We start from the raw sequence: 15,715 nt of genomic DNA, 5'->3' as shown, positions 1-15,715 counted from the left end.
AACAGAGTAGTCCGCCGAGCGAGCCATGCATGTACCCAGAAATCGCGGACTGAACCTGTAGATGGGTCATTCAGCCGATTTGCGTAGTCCCGATGCAGAATTATCTTTAATGGCTGCTTCGGGTCGTTCTCTGCCGGCCATGGCCACGAAGCGTGCTGGTCAAATCCGGTGCAAATGGCTGGTCAGGTCGAATGCAAACAAATGGGCAAGTCTTTGCAATTACCCAGCACCAGGGTAATGGTGAAATCCTCAATCCGCGCTGCGTGCGAGCCGTCGCCAAGCTCAGTCCATACCGTGTCGCCGTAGGTGCGCCCCAGGCGGCGCTTGAAGCGCATCATCTGCCGAACCAAGGCGAGCAGCTCACCCGAGACTTTCACTTCCCGTTCAGGGCGCGATTGATACCCCGGTGGATCGTTTTGGGCGACCGGTAGTCACCAAGGGAAACCATCCGATCCATGAGCGCTACAGGCGTCCACTCCAAGGTCGCAAGAGCGCTGCGCAGATCGTCGGCCAGCTCTTCCGCCGTGCGTTCGCTGCCCAGTACCAGGTCGTTATCGTCAGCCATGTCCAACCCCTTTGGCGCGACAGACAAGGAGTAGTCGTTGGCGTGTCGCATTTGTCCTAAATTATGCGACAAGCTCTCGCTTTCTGAATTTGCCGGGTTCGCGCTGTCGCACAAGTCTGTCGCTGGTGCTAACTTACTTGCGACAAGTTACGCGACAGGTGCTGAATGGAATATGTAAGCCAGCTTGCGGATTCCACGGCCATCCGGCCACCTATTCCATGAACATACGGCCACTGATTCCACGGTGATCCGGCCACCCGTTCCACGCTCATCCGGCCACCCTTAAAGCAGGCAGCAACGCAGGATTAATTCACTACCATCGACCTCTTTTATCGAAGCGGAGAGGTCGTCGTGGAGCGGTTATCCATGCGTAAGATTCGAGAAGTACTACGTCTCAAATTCGAGGTCGGCCTATCTGCCCGCCAGGTCGCTGTCAGCTTGCAAGTGGGTCGAGCCAGCGTCGGTGAGTACCTCAATCGCTTTGCTGCCAGCGGCCTGACTTGGCCGTCTGCGCTAACGGACGCCGAGTTGCAACGGCGGCTTTTTCCACCGCCGCCCGCCGTTCCCAGCGATCAGCGTCCGATGCCCGACTGGGCATGGGCTCATGCCGAGTTACGTCGCCCCGGCGTCACCCTGGCCCTGCTTTGGCAAGAGTATCGGCTCAGCCACCCGCAAGGTTTCCAGTACAGCTGGTTCTGCGAGCACTACCGCCTCTGGGCCGCCAAGGTCGACGTGGTCATGCGCCAGGAACACCGTGCCGGCGAGAAGCTGTTCGTTGATTACGCCGGCCAGACCGTGCCAGTCATTGATCAGCGAACCGGCGAGATCCGCCAAACGCAGATCTTCGTCGCCGTCCTCGGCGCATCCAGCTACACCTTCGCCGAGGCCACCTGGTCGCAGAAACTGCCCGACTGGCTGGGCTCGCACGCCCGCTGCTTCGCTTTTCTTGGCGGCACATCGCAGATCTTGGTGCCCGACAATCTGCGCAGCGGCGTCACCAAGGCGCATCGCTACGAGCCGGACATCAACCCCAGTTACCGCGATCTCGCCGAGCATTACGGCGTAGCCGTACTGCCCGCGCGTTCGCGTAAACCCAAGGACAAAGCCAAGGTTGAAGTCGGCGTACAGGTCGTCGAGCGGTGGATCCTGGCGGTGCTGCGCAACCGCCAGTTCTTCTCCTTGGGCGAACTCAACACAGCCATCGCGCTGCTGCTGGATCGCCTCAATCAGAAGCCCTTCAAGAAGCTGCCCGGCTCACGCCGGTCAGCCTTCGAGACCATCGACCAACCTGCGTTGCAACCGCTGCCGGAACACCCTTACGTCTACGCCGAATGGAAAAAGGTACGCGTACACATCGACTACCACGTCGAGGTCGACGGCCATTACTACTCGGTGCCGTACCAGCTGGTGAAGCACCAACTCGAAGTGCGGCTAACCGCTAAGACCGTCGAGTGCTTCCACGCCAACCAGCGGGTGGCCAGCCATCTGCGCTCGCCGCACAAAGGCCGCCACACCACCCAAACCGAGCACATGCCCAAAAATCACCGCGAACATGCCGAATGGACGCCGCAGCGACTGATCCACTGGGCAGAGCAGACAGGCCCGAATACGGCCGGCGTCATCGCCTACATCCTCGAACGCCGGATCCATCCGCAGCACGGCTTCCGCGCCTGCCTGGGGATCCTGCGTCTGAGCAAACAGCACGGCGAAGAGCGGCTGGAAGCCGCTTGCCAGCGAGCGCTGGCACTGGGCGCGTGCAGCTACAAAAGCCTTGAATCGATCCTGCGCCAAGGGCTGGAACGGCTGCCGCTTGCCCAGCAAAACCTGCCGTTACTGCCCGAAGAACACATCAACCTGCGCGGCCCTGGTTACTACCACTGACCTGAAAAAGGAGCACCAAAATGCTGCCCAACCCGACACTCGACAAGCTACAAACCCTGCGCCTGCACGGCATGATCAAGGCGCTTGGCGAACAACACGCAACGCCTGACATCAACGATCTCAGCTTCGACGAACGCCTCGGTCTGATGGTCGACCGCGAGCTGACCGAGCGCGAAGACGCCCGCCTGACTACTCGCCTCAAGGCCGCACGACTGCGCCATAACGCCTGCCTGGAAGACATCGACTACCGCAGCCCGCGCGGCCTGGACAAATCTCTGATCCTGCAACTGGGTAGCGGCCAGTGGCTGCGCGACGGCCTGAACCTGATCATCGGCGGCCCAACTGGCGTAGGCAAAACCTGGCTCGCCTGCGCGCTGGCTCATAAGGCCTGCCGCGACGGTTACAGCGTGCGTTATCTGCGCTTGCCGCGCCTGATGGAAGAACTGGGCCTGGCCCACGGCGACGGCCGCTTCGCGAAACTGATGGCGGGCTATGCCAAGACCGACTTGCTGATCCTGGACGACTGGGGCCTGGCGCCGTTTACCGCTGCGCAACGGCGCGACATGCTTGAACTGCTGGACGACCGTTACGGCAACCGCTCGACGCTGGTGACCAGCCAAATGCCGGTGGACAAATGGCATGCGCTGATCGGCGATCCAACCTTGGGCGATGCGATCCTCGACCGGCTGGTGCACAACGCTTATCGGATCGAACTGAAGGGCGAATCGATGCGCAGACGCGCAACGAAATTGACGGCGACAGAGACTTCAGACTAACAATGCAAACCTGCGTCGCTGCGCTCCGACTGCCCGGCCGGATGACCGTGGAATAGGTGGCCGGATGTTGGTGGACTGAGTGGCCGGATGGCGTGGAATGCGCAGCCAGCTAATCGGATATGCACGGGTTTCAACGCAAGGCCAGAATCTAGAGCAGCAACGCGTCATGCTCGGCCAATACGGATGCCAGCGCATTTTTGAAGAAAAAGTCAGTGGAGCGCGGATAGATCGATTACAGCTAGAGCGCTTGTTTGATCACTTGAGGGCGGGGGATATTGTTGTAGTCACTCGTTTGGATCGCTTGGCTAGGTCAACAACGGATCTTCTTCATATAGCTGAGAAAATCAAAAAAATTGGTGCTGGCTTACGATCATTGGCAGAGCCGTGGGTTGATACCACATCACCGGCTGGGCAAATGGTTCTGACGATTTTTGCGGGTATTGCAGATTTCGAGCGAGCGCTGATTGGTGAGCGCACCAGTGCCGGGAGAGCAGCAGCCAAAGCCCGGGGCGTTCGGTTTGGGCCTAAACCGGTATTAACACCGGAACAGGTCAGCCATGCGCGACAACTGATTGCCGAAGAGCAACGGCCAGTGGCAGAGGCTGCCCGCCTCTTGGGGGTTCATAGAGCGACCCTGTATAGAGCGCTGTCCAGGTAGTGAGCGCCGTCCGTGTTTAGATTGATTTGACGACAACCGGCGAGTGCCCTTGGGTATTCGCCGATCACAAGGCAGGCTGTTGTCACCAGGGTGTCACGGGTTACCGGCCATCTGACGGGCATAATGACGGTCACTTAGATCCTTCTTAGGATCAGCCTTGGCCCAACGCTCCGACTTCGAACAGTCCATGCAGGTCAGTATCATTCTGTCGGCGCTGAGGGTGTACAGGTGAGCTTTGGGGGCATCGCCGATCTTCAAGCCAGTGTCGGTGAGCTCGAATCTAGGAACCTCGTGCCCCAGACGATAATCCATGTTCTCAAAGTTGAACGACCACCTTTTGATCTGGCTTTTGCGCCAAATGGTCATAATGGTCAGCGGGTCTTTTTTCGTGGTGCGTTGATAGACCCAATCGCCTTCATAAGGTGTCAGCTTCGGGGCTTCTGCATCACGTCGACCTTGCTCCAGGGCTTTCTGCTGAATTTTTTCCAGCTCGGCATTCATTGCTTCCTCATCCTTGCGAGCCTGATCCTTCAGCAGCTGCTGTACGTCATATGGCCCTTTAGGGTCATATTCCCAAACCAGATCGTCCTTCTTCAGGCCTATTACCTTGCAGTTAAGACAGTCAAGGCTTTGCTCATCAACGTTGCGCCTCATGGCCAGGCGTGCAGAGCCGTTTACATCATCAAGAAGAAGTTTTTCATCTTTTACCGAAACCTTCAGTTTAGCGAGAGGCTTGATACGGCCTTTCCCATCGTCCCCAAAGATTTCTGCTTCATCGCCATGAACATTGAGAACCATTGTCCTCTGAATATTTGAGTCTTTAAACCGATAAGCCCCTGTGAAGTCTTCGCCACCACAGGCAGCAAGGCCTGAACCGGCAACAGCAACTGCCACTAACTTGAAAAAAGTGCGCATAACATCCTTTCGTTCTGTTGATGACGCTGTTTCCTAGCGCCCTGTGAGTTGTTAGATGGGAGTAGCAGCCAAAAGTAAACCGTCTAAGTGTGTCATTTTGCCATCATTACCTTCTCCCTACCATTGAGCTCGCAAACAAACAATTCAGCGCGAAATGGATCCTGCCGCAGCGGCACTGGCATCCAATACAGCCGCAGCACCGTTTCATCACTCGCAACGATCACAGGCCGCGTCGAGGATGCCGACCAGACCAGCTCCGGACAGAGAAAACTGACGAGCATTAGCTCATCTAGATCAGCGCTCATCATGGTCTGCCCCCTCCCGATGCTCCAGCCACGCCGCCCAGCCCCACAAAACGTTGCCCAGTACCGCCAGCGCAACAATGCCCCATAGCGGCAACCAGCGATTTGAACCGACCCAGAACCCCAGTCCACCGAAGAAAAGCGTCATCCACAGTCGCTTCATCTCACACCTCAGATTTCGTTCGAGCGACGGACGTTAATCCAACCTTCCAGTGTGTCAGCGCCGGCCGTGTAAAAATCGTCGTTTCCCCTAATTGGAATTGAGAGTCTCGCGATGGGATACCAGGGAAGGGCAACGGCACCAAAAGAAAGTAATGGGCGCCACTGTGAATATTGATGATTTCTCAGTGGTATTTGTGTGATTGCTACTGGCTCGCCGGATTTTCCCGGCGTAGGGCAGCGGGCCGACTGTATGTGCATTGTGCTTCCCAACGTAACCTAGTGGAGGCACAGATATTTCAAGCGGCTTTTAAAAGGAACGACTGGGAACCTGGGTGGTTTCTCAGTGGTATTTGCAGGATTTCTGAAGGCTTACTGAGTTTTTCCGAAAAGTAAAAATAATAATGAGTGCCCGCGGAGAGAATGGAAGATCAGCCGTTATGATCAGTGAGGGCAAGAGGCTCACCGGTCGAGTGAGCTGGTGATGCTGAGGATGTCGGAACCGACACACAGCATCACATGCCTATCCCCCTTAATCAGATACCTACGCACTCAGCTCGATAGATGGGCCTGCGCTGCGGCGTGTCTAACCAAGCGCATCCCCCGCCGCACCAGCTCACTCGACCGGTGAGCCTCCAGCCCTAAAAAATTACTGCTTCGGTGGAACCTTCTGTGGTGGAATCAGAGCCGAGCGACGCGTTCCAATCGATCTATCTGTAGTGGGCGTCGTGGGCCAATACGCCTTTGCCACGCTACCGGAAGCATTGGGATCTCGCGCCGGACGAGCGTGTGGTGCCGAGCTAGATCCTGTAGGGCTTGGCGGGATCGGTCGTGGGGGAGTCGTACCACCAGAACCACCAGAACCACCACCAGGACTTCTCCCCTTGCCACCAGCAGCGCCTAAAGCACCTAGCCGGCTAATCGCCATAACAGTTCCCACCGCACGTGTAACAAACCCACCGACACCACTGGCCGTGGCCATAGCCCCTGTCAGGCTGCCAGCCAGGCCGCCCACCGAAACGCCAGTCAGACTTGATGCAATCCAAGTCGTAATAGCCAGCAGGATGGCTGCAATCGCTCCCATAAACCCGCGTACCGCATCAAAGTCAGCACCTGATCCTGACCACCCGCTAGCAGCGGCAGCCTGGCCGATGGCAACAGCGGCCATAACGAGGGATACAGCCACAATTAGTGCGTGTGCGAACAGCATCGCGATCACGGGGAAAAATAGGAGGGAGAGCCAACTGACCAATACTCCAACGCCACGCAACGGAGCCAGCAACAGCGCCAACGGCGCAGCGAGTAATACGATCCAGAACAGCCATGCTGACAACAGCACGTATCCCGGCAGCAGGGTTTGAAGATCTAGCCAGCCAGACCAATCCTTGAACATTTGAACACTGGCAAGAATGCCAGCTCCGACTTCGGCGCCATCCGGCGAAAGGCCGGTGGTTTTCTCCAGTGATCGCGTAATGAAACGCTGCCAGGCCACGGCCGTGCTCACGGCGCCCACCTCAGCACTTACCCGCTGGCCACCTGCGATTGTTCCCCCAGCTTCTTTTAAGGCTAGGTAGGCCTGCTCAGCCCCCAACTGAGCAATTTTATAGGCCTCCAGGCAACTGGTTGGTTGGAACATCATCGCATTATCATCAACCCCGATAACCTGAGACTTCTGACCTGGAATCAACGTTATGGGTAGATACGAGGGTGTTGAATCCGGCTGCCCGGCGAATAGCGCTTGCCAATGGACTTTGGTCGGCAGTGCGTAACGGTCTCCCATAAAAGGCCCGGCGCTGCCCAATGCAGCTATTCCTGCCTCACGGCGCGCTTGAACCGAACCAAGGTCTACCGCTTTCTCAATCCCTTTCCGGGCGGCACCTCCACCCAGAAGGTAGTTGAGCCACCCGCCGTTTTCCTCAGCCGATCCGGTCATATAGGTCGTGATGCCGCCGCCCGCCGCCTTAGCTTGAGCAATCAGACTAATTTGCTCATCAGGAATCCCCAACCCGCCGCCGCCGAGCAGGCCGACAGCATGCATTGCTTCAATTCTCGTCGCATGCTCAGCCCCTCCCAGTTCGGCCCGACTCGGTGCACAGCTGGTGTTGTAGTCGTGTATCAATCGGGCCAAATCGGTGCCTTGATAGATCTGCGCGCCCCTCGCTGCAATGTCATCAACTGCCGCCTGTGCCGGCACAATCGATCCCGCAATGGTGTGTTCGCTGAGGACGCCATCCAGAGCAGACCTGTACATGCGATGCACGGCCATAGCCACTTTCAGGGTCGTTGCCTGCGCATCAATTAATGTAACCGAGACCCCGCTGGGCAACTGAACGGTCGCTGGTTTCATCCCTAAAAGCATGACAAAAAAAATGACCACGCCTCCCGCCAGGCCACGAGCCAGCCCGCCGTCGGCCACCCTCAACATAATCATGATCAGCCATATGATTCCCACGCTGAAGACCAGTGTTGAACTGCTGTTGTTAAGGGCGGTGAAAATCGGCTGGGTGGCTGCGAGCATCGTCATGCCTACATCCTCCCAAAGCGCAAATATCCAGCTGAACCCCGCGTACCCCTCCGGGGTTGCAGAGGCGCTCATGCGGAACGCCTCATCAGCCACCAACGCACAGCCAGAACCAGCCTAACCCCCCATAAACCGATCCACAGTACGCACAATGTGAAACCGATGAGTATCAGGTACTGGGCGAATGGAGCGACCAGCACGTCGCCGGTTCGCTGCACCAGATCGTACTGTTCCAGGACGCGCTTTCCATACACACCGGGCATTAAAAACATCGCCGCCATGTGGAAAAAACCAAGCACAGGCCCAAGTACGATGCCGGACCAACCGGCCCATTTGGTGATCGCCGGCATACGCTCGTATGCCGCGTCCAAAACTCCTGCGATTTTTTGCCGTTTCGACATTCGCCATCTCCCTCATTTGTGTTGGCTTTAGCCAGCCTAAAGGGGGAGCCCCTAGCATCTCCACTCAAGTCACTGCACTTTCTATGCTGCGTCAAATTCATCGATACAGCCCGCTATGTAACGCGCCTAATCGGCGCTTTACATAGCGGGCTTACTGGGTATCTATGATTTAGCGCAACAAACATAACGCAACCCTAAACGATTGCGTCGTCCCCCGAGGCTCTCGTAAGCTGACCAGGCTCAAAACCGCCCTGCCCGGCCGCTCGTGCCCGTGTTGTTCATGGGTATAGGCAATGGCAGAGGGCTCCTGTTCTGCGTCATCGCAGGCAGGGCCTTATCGATTACGCGCCGCGTCATCGCTCGCGTAACCGGCTTGGCCCCGACCGATTTATCGGGAACATCAACGACCACCAGAGGAGAAACGACAACTTAACCAGGTCAGCCAGACCAACAATGGCAACCGCACCTGAACGGTTAATCAGGAACCCGCTCGGAGACTCCGAATAGGCGTGAACAGTCCCCGCCTGCACACCAGTGCAAAGGGGGGCGAACAGGCACACAACGAACCATCTTCGGATGGTGTGTCGCTGAACCGGCAACGGTCAGAAGTTCTTACACAACCAGAGAGCTTCCCATGAGCGAATTCGATGCGCAGACCATTGCTGCGCACCTCAAATCCGAGTCTAGGATTCGGAGAAAGCCCCGAACTTATGCCCAGCGGCGCTCATTACTTGATAACTACAAACACGAGCTGTTGCAGCTTGATGCAGTAGGTTGCAATGGCAGCGAGTTACAACGCTGGATAGCCGAGAAAGGCATTACAGTCGAACGCTCGACCGTGAACCGCTGGCTACATCGGAACCGCCAGCATGGCTAAGTTCGCCAAACCGGCGAAGCAAGCAGCGTCCGTGATGAAGCAGCTGCAAGGCAGCCACATCAAATCGGTCAGCACCGTACGGAACTATGAGCAACGCTTAAAGCAGATCACTGTCCATCTCCAAGAGCACCGCCTGGGCAGCCTTCGTGATATGACTCCGACTCGTGCCCTCGAGTATCTACGACAACGTGCCGAAGTTGTTGGCCAAAAGACGCTAGATATGGAGCGGCAAGCCCTGCAAGCGATGATGCAGCACGTCACTCATCAGCTCCCACCAGGTCAAACTCTGGTTGTCATCAAAAGCACCGCACCGGCAACCCAAAAAGGAAAGGCCGGTCAGCCAACATTAGGTCGCCGATTAGCCGAGCAATCGAGGTCATATACCCCTGAGCAAGTGACCCTCATAGCCGCTCGCCAGTCGCCACACAACGCCCTAGCAACCGAGATTTCCCATGCATCAGGCCTGCGTGCCCATGAGTTACTAACGCTGCGCCGTATCCACCACAAAGCCCCAGATGTTCGCCCTGCGCATGCTTTGAAGTTTTCCTGTCAACACCGGTTGAAAACTGACCCACCCTACCGAAGTAAAACTGACCCACCCCGGCGGTGTTTGAGGTCTGTTTATTTCTGTGGCGAGGCCGTTTCTCTCGGCACCACCTGACCTGATCTCAGCTTGTCCTTTAGTCGATAACTCTGTCCGCTGACCTGGACGATATGCGCATGGTGCAGAAGCCGATCCAGCAGCGCAGCGGTCAGTGTCGAGTCGTCCGCGAAGGTCGTTGCCCACTGGCTGAACGGCAAGTTACTGGTCAGCACCAAGCTGCCATGTTCGTACCGTTTGGCGATCACGTTGAAGAACAAGTTGGCTTCGTCACGGCCGAACGGCAAATAGCCGATCTCATCAATCACCAGCAGTTTCGAGCGTTGAACAACGCGACTGAAATACTGAGCCAGGCGCCCTTGATGGTGCGCGGCGACGAGTTGCAAAGTCAGGTCGGCGGCAGAGATGAATCGGGTGGAAATGCCTGCCATGATCGCCCGATGAGCCAGAGCGCTGGCCAAGTGTGTTTTGCCAACGCCCGAAGGCCCCAGCAGTACGACGTTTTCCTTACGCTCGATGAAGGCCAGCCCGGCCAGTTCCAGGATCTGGCTTTGCGGCGCGCCGCTGGCGAATTTGAAGTCGTATTGTTCAACCGTTTTCACCGCCGGCAGCCCGGACTGTTGCAGCAGCGCTTGCCGCCGACGCTCGTTTCGGGCGCGATCCTCGCTCAGCAGAAGCTGTTCCAGGAAGTCGGCATAGCTCGTTTCTTTTTCGGCCGCTTGCTGGGCCAGTGCCGGCCAGTCCGTCGCAAAAGTGTCCAGCTTGAACTGTTGGCAAAGAGACTCGATGCGCAGATGTTGAAGGTTCATGGACGTACCTCAAGCAGTGCCTGATAGACCGAGAGCGGATGCTGCAAGCTTTCCACCGGCATGGGTTGGACGACCGAAATCATGCTGCTCGCACCCCCTTGGATCTCTGGCAGGGGCAACAAGTGGTGCACTTCGGTATCCAGTCGGTGTTGCGGTATTTCGCCCGTCGTCGCATGTGTTCGGGCGTTGGCGACCTCCATCAACCAAGGGCCGATCTTGCTGTTCGCGACCTCAACGTCCAACAGCAAGTTGACCTGGTTAAGTGACGCGGCCAGTGGCACTACGAAGCTGTTTTTCAGGTAGTGGTTGAAGCGCTCGACCTTGCCCTTGGTCTGCGCCCGATAAGGCCGGCAAACTTTCGGTGTGAAGCCGTAGCGCTCTGCCAAATTCAATAGCGCAGGATTCCAGCGGTGCTGACCGGGGCCATAAACATCGCGTTCCTGGATGATGGTTTTGGCGTTGTCGAAGAGTAGCTTTCGCGGCGTACCGCCGAAGAAACGCAGCGCCTTTTCGATACCGGAACACCAGGCCGCGGAGTCTTCGCGACGGGAGAAAACGACGTAGGTCGCACGGCTCCAGCCCAACGTTGCAACGAATGCCAACAACGGATCGCGGCCACGCCGAATGACGGTGAAGTCCACCTGCATCTGCTCACCGGGCTCGGTTTCAAAGCGAACGACGGCTTCGTTTGCCTTGGATTTCAAGGTCAGCAGAAAGCTGGTGAGGATGGAGTATCCGCCTTCGTAACCCTGTTCGCGGATCTCCCTCAACAGCACGATGGCGGGAATCCAATGGGGTCGAGCGGCTTCTACGCGCTGGCGCAGATAGGCCTCGAAAGGCACAAGCTTGCCCACGCGCTGCGCGCGCGGGCCATAGACGACGAGCTGGCGCTGGGCCTGTAATTTGAGGTGGCGTCGAATGGTATTGCGAGAGCAGCCCACCTGCCGGGCGATGGCCCGAATAGACAAACCCTGACGAATAAGAACACTGATTTCCACGTGTTGCTCCTGGGACAGCATGGGCAGCTCGCAAAAGCTGCATTTTGCCCAAGTGGGTCAGTTTTCAACCGGTAGGGTGGGTCAGTTTTGCATCGGTACTGACATCCAGCATCCGGGAAGACTCCATTGCCTACACCGTCCACGGTAAAGGGGGTCTTACCCGCGAGGTACGTATTCCGATTCACCTGGCCAAGCGTCTGGAAGTCACACGTCTACCAGAGGCTCGTAGCGTTACAGATCGAGGTGTTCGCTACCAACAGTTCTACGAACTTGGCGGCGGTCAGCCCTGGAGCAAATCATTCGGTGCGGCTTCAAAAACAGCGCTCGGCTGGTCCAACGGAGCCCATGGGCTCCGTCACAGCTATGCCCAGGAACGCCTTAGCACGCTGCAACGCTATCTCACCCGTGAAGAAGCAAAGCGCGTCGTCTCTCAGGAGCTTGGGCACTTTCGTCCAGAAATTACCGAGATCTATCTACGATGACACCCATAAATATCGACTCCAGTTGGCTGAATGGCAGCCTGCTATTTGTAATCGGCGTACTTTTGATTGTCGCCGTTGTGCTGGTACTGCTGCTCATAGATGCCAAAAGAGCGAAAACGAAGGTAGATGCCACTTTGGAAGGCAGCATAGCTCGACACAAAGTGTTGCTCCTGGAACAACGTGCAGAGATCGGAATAATCGAGCAAAGGCATCAGGAGACATTGACGGTCGTTGCGAAAGCGCATCACAACGAAGTGGAAGCCTTACGGGGGATTCTTGCTATCTCTGATCAAGATCGGGATGAAGCGCTGAACACGGCCTACAGGGCTCAACGTCACGCCGACATGCTGCAAGAAAAAGTTGATCACTTCTCCACGTTAATGTCGTCATGGGCAGTGGGCAACGATGAGACGGCGACAGCTGTAATGCACGCTCTTAGAGCAGATCATGCCACCACCAAGGTGCAAACTCGTTGGGGCTCCCCTCTAATGGATGACATGCCTGCGTAGCCAAAACCCCTCTAGGGGAACCAGCTCGGATTTGACCAGCACGCTTTGTAACCATGATCGGCAGAGAACGGCCAATTGCGGCCATTCATGATCGGCAGCACTCGGTTAAGGGAGGCTATTTGGAGAGTCGACTGCAGTTGAGTAATTGATCTCGCTGAACAACTTTAACCTGTGCAGGAAGGGCTTTACGTCATTGGCTGAATTCACAACTGCTGCAACAGCATTCAGAAAACGCTTTTTATAGTGGCTTTTTGATGCCTTGCGTGGCAGTCTACTGTTTGTTTATAAAACCCTGATTAAAAAAAACATTATTATCCGATATTTTATAAGAATTATTTAGCGTGAGCAGGAATAAATACTATGCAAGGACTGGATTTGGAAGCGTCGCTGACTGTAGCAAAACCAAAGTCTCTTCTAAATACTCCGCTGAAACTAGATGCAAAAGCATTGGCGGTATCGCTGGCGAAGGGAGTGGGACATGCTTTACTCGGAAAGTTTGACGATTTAGCTGACGACGGTGTTGATGCAGCGTCTGCAATTGGATTTGAAAATAAAACTCCAGAACAACTTCTTTATCGATTATTGCAGCGCTCTACGTTGTTTGCGCTTTCGGGTCTCCTGCTCGATTCAAAAGATCAACTGCCAGAACAATACGACTTTTCGTCACTTGAGCCATTGCTTGAGGAAAAGATCCTTGCTTGCAAGGTGAATAACGACTTTTTCAAAAATCCGGTAAAATTCCAACTAATAAATTCTATTAAAGAAGCAATATTTGCTTGGCTTATGGATGTTGGTGTCTCGCAGGCGAAATCGCACACAATCTCCTCGAGATTGCCTGGGTATTTCCCTCATGCCCTTCATAAAGAGTGGCAGTCTAACTCGGCAGTATATCAAGATATAATTGCCTCTTTAAATTCTCCATTTAGTTTATCCGTTGAGCGTGAGCTGTCTTGGAAACTCTATGACGCCCAATTACAACGTCGCTTGGAAGAGTCTGTTTTCGGAGAGCCGTTTGGTCTTAGGCAAATATATATACCACTCAATGCTTATTATGAGGAGTGCCCAGTAGCGACAGACATCTCAGATAATCACGTGAGTAATCGTAAAGTTGCTGTACGACTTAATGAGGAGCTCGATAGATGGTTGCTTACATCTAAAAAAGAGGACGCTGTCCGCGCGATAAGTGGAGGACCGGGTAGTGGCAAATCTTCCTTCTCAAAAATTTACGCAGCGCATGTATCAAAGCAAGGAAGGATTAAGGTTCTATTTATTCCACTGCATTATATTGATCCTTCGCGCGACTTTGTTGAAGAAGTTGGAAGGTTTTTGAATGACGAAGGTATAATTAAAATTAATCCTCTGAAAAGAGAGGAACTCACTTCCGACCTTTTAATAATACTGGATGGTTTGGACGAACTTGCTAGTCAGGGCCGTGCAGCCGCTGAAACTGCGCGAGACTTTGTGCGCTCGGTACAGTTGACTGTTGATCGAATTAATATGAATGGGTTGTGCGTTCGAGTTTTACTTAGTGGGCGTGAAGTAACAATACAGGGTTCTGAGAGTGAGTTACGGCAGGTAAAGCAAGTTTTGACAGTTCTGCCTTACTATACTGACAACTCCGGAGCCAGCCGAAGTCAGAGTGAGTTTGAAGATCCAAAGTCGATTCTTTCTCAAGACCTTAGAACGGACTGGTGGACAAACTACGGTAGTTTGACAGGTCTAGGCTACAGTGGGCTTCCTGAGGATTTAAAGCGCGCAGATCTCGATGAAATTACAGCGCAACCCTTATTGAACTATCTCTTGGCTCTAAGCTATTGCAGAGGGAAGCTAAATTTTTCGAAGGGTGTCAACCTCAATCAAATTTATGATGATTTGGTTGAGGCAATATATGAACGGGGATATGAGAATGGGCGGCGACATGGCCCGATAAAGCTTCTTAAAGAAGCTGATTTCTTCCTGATTCTTGAAGAAATAGGACTGGCTGCATGGCACGGTGACGGAAGAACAACGACCATTAGTGAAATTGAACACTACTGCGAGCTAGGTGGATTGAAGACGCAGCTTAATGTTTTTCAGGAAGGAGCGGAAGCAGGAATAACTTCGTTATTAGCTGCCTTCTTCTTTAGGCAACATGGCTCACGTCCAAAAGGCGATCCGACCTTCATATTTACTCATAAGAGTTTTGGTGAGTATCTGACGGCGCGCCGACTCGTAAGGGCAATGCGAGAAATTGTAGAGGAAACTAACAGACGACAGGGAAGAGCGAGAGGTTGGGGAGAGGCAGAGGCGTTGGCGTATTGGGTGGAAATGTGCGGTCCTGCTGCATTATCTAAAAATATCCATGATTTTCTTCGATCGGAAGTAAAGCTCCAAACTCCGCCAGTTATTGAAGCGATGCATAAATGCTTCGTTTCTCTATTTAACTATATTTTGGCAAATGGCATGCCAATGGAAAAAATTACTAAATTGGTGTCATTTCCCAAAGCATTGTTTCAGGCTCGAAATACCGAAGAAGCTTTGTTTGCTGCGATGAATGCCTGTGCATTAGCATCTTCCCAAATAAGCGATATAGTTCACACTGATAAAACTGCTTTTGGAACATGGTTAAAGCGCATTCAAGAGCAGAGGAGTGGCCCAGAGCCCACCTTGGTCTTATCTTGCATGTCTTGGCTGAATCTATCCGGTCTTTCTTTAGATTTGGCAGATTTTTATGCGGCAGACGTTTCCAATTCAAACTTTGAAGGTGCCAATGGCTTTAGAATTGTATTGGGAAGAGCGAATGGTACCAAGACCAATTTTAAAGGCGTGAGTTTTAATAACGCTTTTTTCTGCCTCGGAGACTTTGAGGGAGCCAACTTTGAAGGTGCTCGATTACAAAAATCCAACTTCGACAACACCACTTGCACAGAAGCAAATTTTTCGGGATCGAATCTGTCGGAATCAACATTTGATGAGGCAACTGTAATGGGGGCTATATTCGCCGGGGCCGATATTACTGGCGTTGAATTTGCTCTTGGTGAGCGACCGCGATTCAAAAGTATTAAAAAAAGAAATAAAACGCGAAAAATCGCTATTACAAATGACAGCACCCTCAATGTTGATGGCTGACTAGATCTTCACGATTTAAACAAGAATTTAGAGCTTGGGTCGTTAGTTATTTGTCCCAAGCTCTTCTCTTAATCAACCGTGGGATAACAAAATTTTCACCACCCCTGAGGCCGACCGGCATGTAACATAGCTTACTTTCTAAGATTTTTTTCC

At 54.1% G+C, this 15,715-nt stretch carries 17 protein-coding genes; 8 read left to right on the top strand and 9 right to left on the bottom strand.

What is annotated here, in order from left to right:
- Nucleotides 1-182: 182 nt before the first annotated feature.
- Together ACYZTM_RS19635 and ACYZTM_RS19630 are read right to left on the bottom strand one after the other, a co-directional pair.
- On the bottom strand, nucleotides 183-377 hold the full coding sequence (locus ACYZTM_RS19635; RefSeq protein ID WP_461984158.1) for a hypothetical protein: 195 nt from the start codon (nucleotides 375-377) through the stop codon (nucleotides 183-185).
- Entirely contained in the window at nucleotides 374-565 is a 192-nt protein-coding gene (locus ACYZTM_RS19630; RefSeq protein WP_461984156.1) for a hypothetical protein, read from the bottom strand. The genes ACYZTM_RS19635 and ACYZTM_RS19630 overlap by 4 nt, the downstream gene beginning before the upstream one ends.
- A 366-nt stretch (nucleotides 566-931) precedes the next feature.
- On the opposite strand from ACYZTM_RS19630, the gene istA (ACYZTM_RS19625) reads away from it, so the two are divergent.
- The 3 genes from istA (ACYZTM_RS19625) to ACYZTM_RS19615 all read left to right on the top strand — a co-directional run bounded on the left by istA (ACYZTM_RS19625) (nucleotide 932) and on the right by ACYZTM_RS19615 (nucleotide 3,880).
- On the top strand, nucleotides 932-2,446 hold the full coding sequence (gene istA / locus ACYZTM_RS19625; protein WP_461983466.1) for an IS21 family transposase: 1,515 nt from the start codon (nucleotides 932-934) through the stop codon (nucleotides 2,444-2,446).
- Nucleotides 2,447-2,466: 20 nt separating this feature from the next.
- Complete coding sequence (istB, locus tag ACYZTM_RS19620; RefSeq protein WP_025163932.1) at nucleotides 2,467-3,222, top strand: IS21-like element ISPsy14 family helper ATPase IstB; 756 nt, start codon at nucleotides 2,467-2,469, stop codon at nucleotides 3,220-3,222.
- Between the two features lie 97 nt (nucleotides 3,223-3,319).
- Nucleotides 3,320-3,880: a recombinase family protein gene (locus tag ACYZTM_RS19615; protein WP_461984154.1), complete on the top strand. Its 561-nt coding sequence runs from the start codon at nucleotides 3,320-3,322 to the stop codon at nucleotides 3,878-3,880.
- Between the two features lie 93 nt (nucleotides 3,881-3,973).
- Here the strand turns inward: ACYZTM_RS19615 and ACYZTM_RS19610 are convergent, their stop codons facing one another.
- The 5 genes from ACYZTM_RS19610 to ACYZTM_RS19590 form a co-directional block, all read right to left on the bottom strand.
- Entirely contained in the window at nucleotides 3,974-4,795 is an 822-nt protein-coding gene (locus ACYZTM_RS19610) for a hypothetical protein (RefSeq protein WP_165557509.1), read from the bottom strand.
- Between the two features lie 92 nt (nucleotides 4,796-4,887).
- Nucleotides 4,888-5,103, bottom strand: a complete 216-nt coding sequence (locus ACYZTM_RS19605) for a hypothetical protein (RefSeq protein WP_131062944.1) — start codon at nucleotides 5,101-5,103, stop codon at nucleotides 4,888-4,890.
- Nucleotides 5,090-5,260 carry a hypothetical protein gene (locus ACYZTM_RS19600; RefSeq protein WP_165557508.1) on the bottom strand — a complete coding sequence of 57 codons (171 nt, stop codon included), beginning with the start codon at nucleotides 5,258-5,260 and terminating at the stop codon, nucleotides 5,090-5,092. The genes ACYZTM_RS19605 and ACYZTM_RS19600 overlap by 14 nt, the downstream gene beginning before the upstream one ends.
- A gap of 645 nt (nucleotides 5,261-5,905) precedes the next feature.
- Nucleotides 5,906-7,852: a hypothetical protein gene (locus tag ACYZTM_RS19595; RefSeq protein WP_461984151.1), complete on the bottom strand. Its 1,947-nt coding sequence runs from the start codon at nucleotides 7,850-7,852 to the stop codon at nucleotides 5,906-5,908.
- Complete coding sequence (locus ACYZTM_RS19590; RefSeq protein WP_461984149.1) at nucleotides 7,849-8,178, bottom strand: hypothetical protein; 330 nt, start codon at nucleotides 8,176-8,178, stop codon at nucleotides 7,849-7,851. Before ACYZTM_RS19590 ends, ACYZTM_RS19595 begins: the two co-directional genes overlap by 4 nt.
- Nucleotides 8,179-8,812: 634 nt before the next feature.
- On the opposite strand from ACYZTM_RS19590, the gene ACYZTM_RS19585 reads away from it, so the two are divergent.
- A complete protein-coding gene (locus tag ACYZTM_RS19585; protein ID WP_172792239.1) occupies nucleotides 8,813-9,055 on the top strand; it encodes a hypothetical protein in 243 nt (80 codons plus the stop codon).
- Complete coding sequence (locus ACYZTM_RS19580) at nucleotides 9,048-9,716, top strand: hypothetical protein (protein WP_461984147.1); 669 nt, start codon at nucleotides 9,048-9,050, stop codon at nucleotides 9,714-9,716. Before ACYZTM_RS19585 ends, ACYZTM_RS19580 begins: the two co-directional genes overlap by 8 nt.
- On the opposite strand, the gene istB (ACYZTM_RS19575) is transcribed toward ACYZTM_RS19580, so the two are convergent.
- Both istB (ACYZTM_RS19575) and istA (ACYZTM_RS19570) read right to left on the bottom strand, forming a co-directional pair.
- Nucleotides 9,677-10,465, bottom strand: a complete 789-nt coding sequence (gene istB, locus ACYZTM_RS19575; protein WP_461984145.1) for an IS21-like element helper ATPase IstB — start codon at nucleotides 10,463-10,465, stop codon at nucleotides 9,677-9,679. The genes ACYZTM_RS19580 and istB (ACYZTM_RS19575) overlap by 40 nt on opposite strands.
- Entirely contained in the window at nucleotides 10,462-11,484 is a 1,023-nt protein-coding gene (gene istA, locus ACYZTM_RS19570) for an IS21 family transposase (RefSeq protein WP_461984143.1), read from the bottom strand. The genes istB (ACYZTM_RS19575) and istA (ACYZTM_RS19570) overlap by 4 nt, the downstream gene beginning before the upstream one ends.
- Nucleotides 11,485-11,507: 23 nt before the next feature.
- Between istA (ACYZTM_RS19570) and ACYZTM_RS19565 the strand changes: the two genes are divergently transcribed.
- From ACYZTM_RS19565 to ACYZTM_RS19555, 3 genes are all read left to right on the top strand, one after another.
- Complete coding sequence (locus ACYZTM_RS19565; RefSeq protein WP_461984141.1) at nucleotides 11,508-11,945, top strand: hypothetical protein; 438 nt, start codon at nucleotides 11,508-11,510, stop codon at nucleotides 11,943-11,945.
- Nucleotides 11,942-12,454: a hypothetical protein gene (locus ACYZTM_RS19560; protein WP_461984139.1), complete on the top strand. Its 513-nt coding sequence runs from the start codon at nucleotides 11,942-11,944 to the stop codon at nucleotides 12,452-12,454. Before ACYZTM_RS19565 ends, ACYZTM_RS19560 begins: the two co-directional genes overlap by 4 nt.
- Nucleotides 12,455-12,814: 360 nt before the next feature.
- Nucleotides 12,815-15,562 carry a pentapeptide repeat-containing protein gene (locus ACYZTM_RS19555; RefSeq protein WP_461984137.1) on the top strand — a complete coding sequence of 916 codons (2,748 nt, stop codon included), beginning with the start codon at nucleotides 12,815-12,817 and terminating at the stop codon, nucleotides 15,560-15,562.
- Nucleotides 15,563-15,715 lie beyond the last annotated feature (153 nt).

The sequence above is a fragment of the Pseudomonas sp. MDT2-39-1 genome (assembly GCF_054898085.1).
This window is presented reverse-complemented; position numbering and strand designations above follow the sequence as displayed.

What these genes read in the sequence shown, in the direction of transcription:
- ACYZTM_RS19630 (WP_461984156.1), bottom strand. Translation starts at nt 565, where the DNA reads ATGGCTGACGATAACGACCTGGTACTGGGCAGCGAACGCACGGCGGAA.
- istA (WP_461983466.1), top strand. Translation starts at nt 932, where the DNA reads ATGCGTAAGATTCGAGAAGTACTACGTCTCAAATTCGAGGTCGGCCTA.
- istB (WP_025163932.1), top strand. Translation starts at nt 2,467, where the DNA reads ATGCTGCCCAACCCGACACTCGACAAGCTACAAACCCTGCGCCTGCAC.
- ACYZTM_RS19615 (WP_461984154.1), top strand. Translation starts at nt 3,320, where the DNA reads ATGCGCAGCCAGCTAATCGGATATGCACGGGTTTCAACGCAAGGCCAG.
- ACYZTM_RS19610 (WP_165557509.1), bottom strand. Translation starts at nt 4,795, where the DNA reads ATGCGCACTTTTTTCAAGTTAGTGGCAGTTGCTGTTGCCGGTTCAGGC.
- ACYZTM_RS19605 (WP_131062944.1), bottom strand. Translation starts at nt 5,103, where the DNA reads ATGATGAGCGCTGATCTAGATGAGCTAATGCTCGTCAGTTTTCTCTGT.
- ACYZTM_RS19600 (WP_165557508.1), bottom strand. Translation starts at nt 5,260, where the DNA reads ATGAAGCGACTGTGGATGACGCTTTTCTTCGGTGGACTGGGGTTCTGG.
- ACYZTM_RS19595 (WP_461984151.1), bottom strand. Translation starts at nt 7,852, where the DNA reads ATGAGCGCCTCTGCAACCCCGGAGGGGTACGCGGGGTTCAGCTGGATA.
- ACYZTM_RS19590 (WP_461984149.1), bottom strand. Translation starts at nt 8,178, where the DNA reads ATGTCGAAACGGCAAAAAATCGCAGGAGTTTTGGACGCGGCATACGAG.
- ACYZTM_RS19585 (WP_172792239.1), top strand. Translation starts at nt 8,813, where the DNA reads ATGAGCGAATTCGATGCGCAGACCATTGCTGCGCACCTCAAATCCGAG.
- ACYZTM_RS19580 (WP_461984147.1), top strand. Translation starts at nt 9,048, where the DNA reads ATGGCTAAGTTCGCCAAACCGGCGAAGCAAGCAGCGTCCGTGATGAAG.
- istB (WP_461984145.1), bottom strand. Translation starts at nt 10,465, where the DNA reads ATGAACCTTCAACATCTGCGCATCGAGTCTCTTTGCCAACAGTTCAAG.
- istA (WP_461984143.1), bottom strand. Translation starts at nt 11,484, where the DNA reads ATGCTGTCCCAGGAGCAACACGTGGAAATCAGTGTTCTTATTCGTCAG.
- ACYZTM_RS19560 (WP_461984139.1), top strand. Translation starts at nt 11,942, where the DNA reads ATGACACCCATAAATATCGACTCCAGTTGGCTGAATGGCAGCCTGCTA.
- ACYZTM_RS19555 (WP_461984137.1), top strand. Translation starts at nt 12,815, where the DNA reads ATGCAAGGACTGGATTTGGAAGCGTCGCTGACTGTAGCAAAACCAAAG.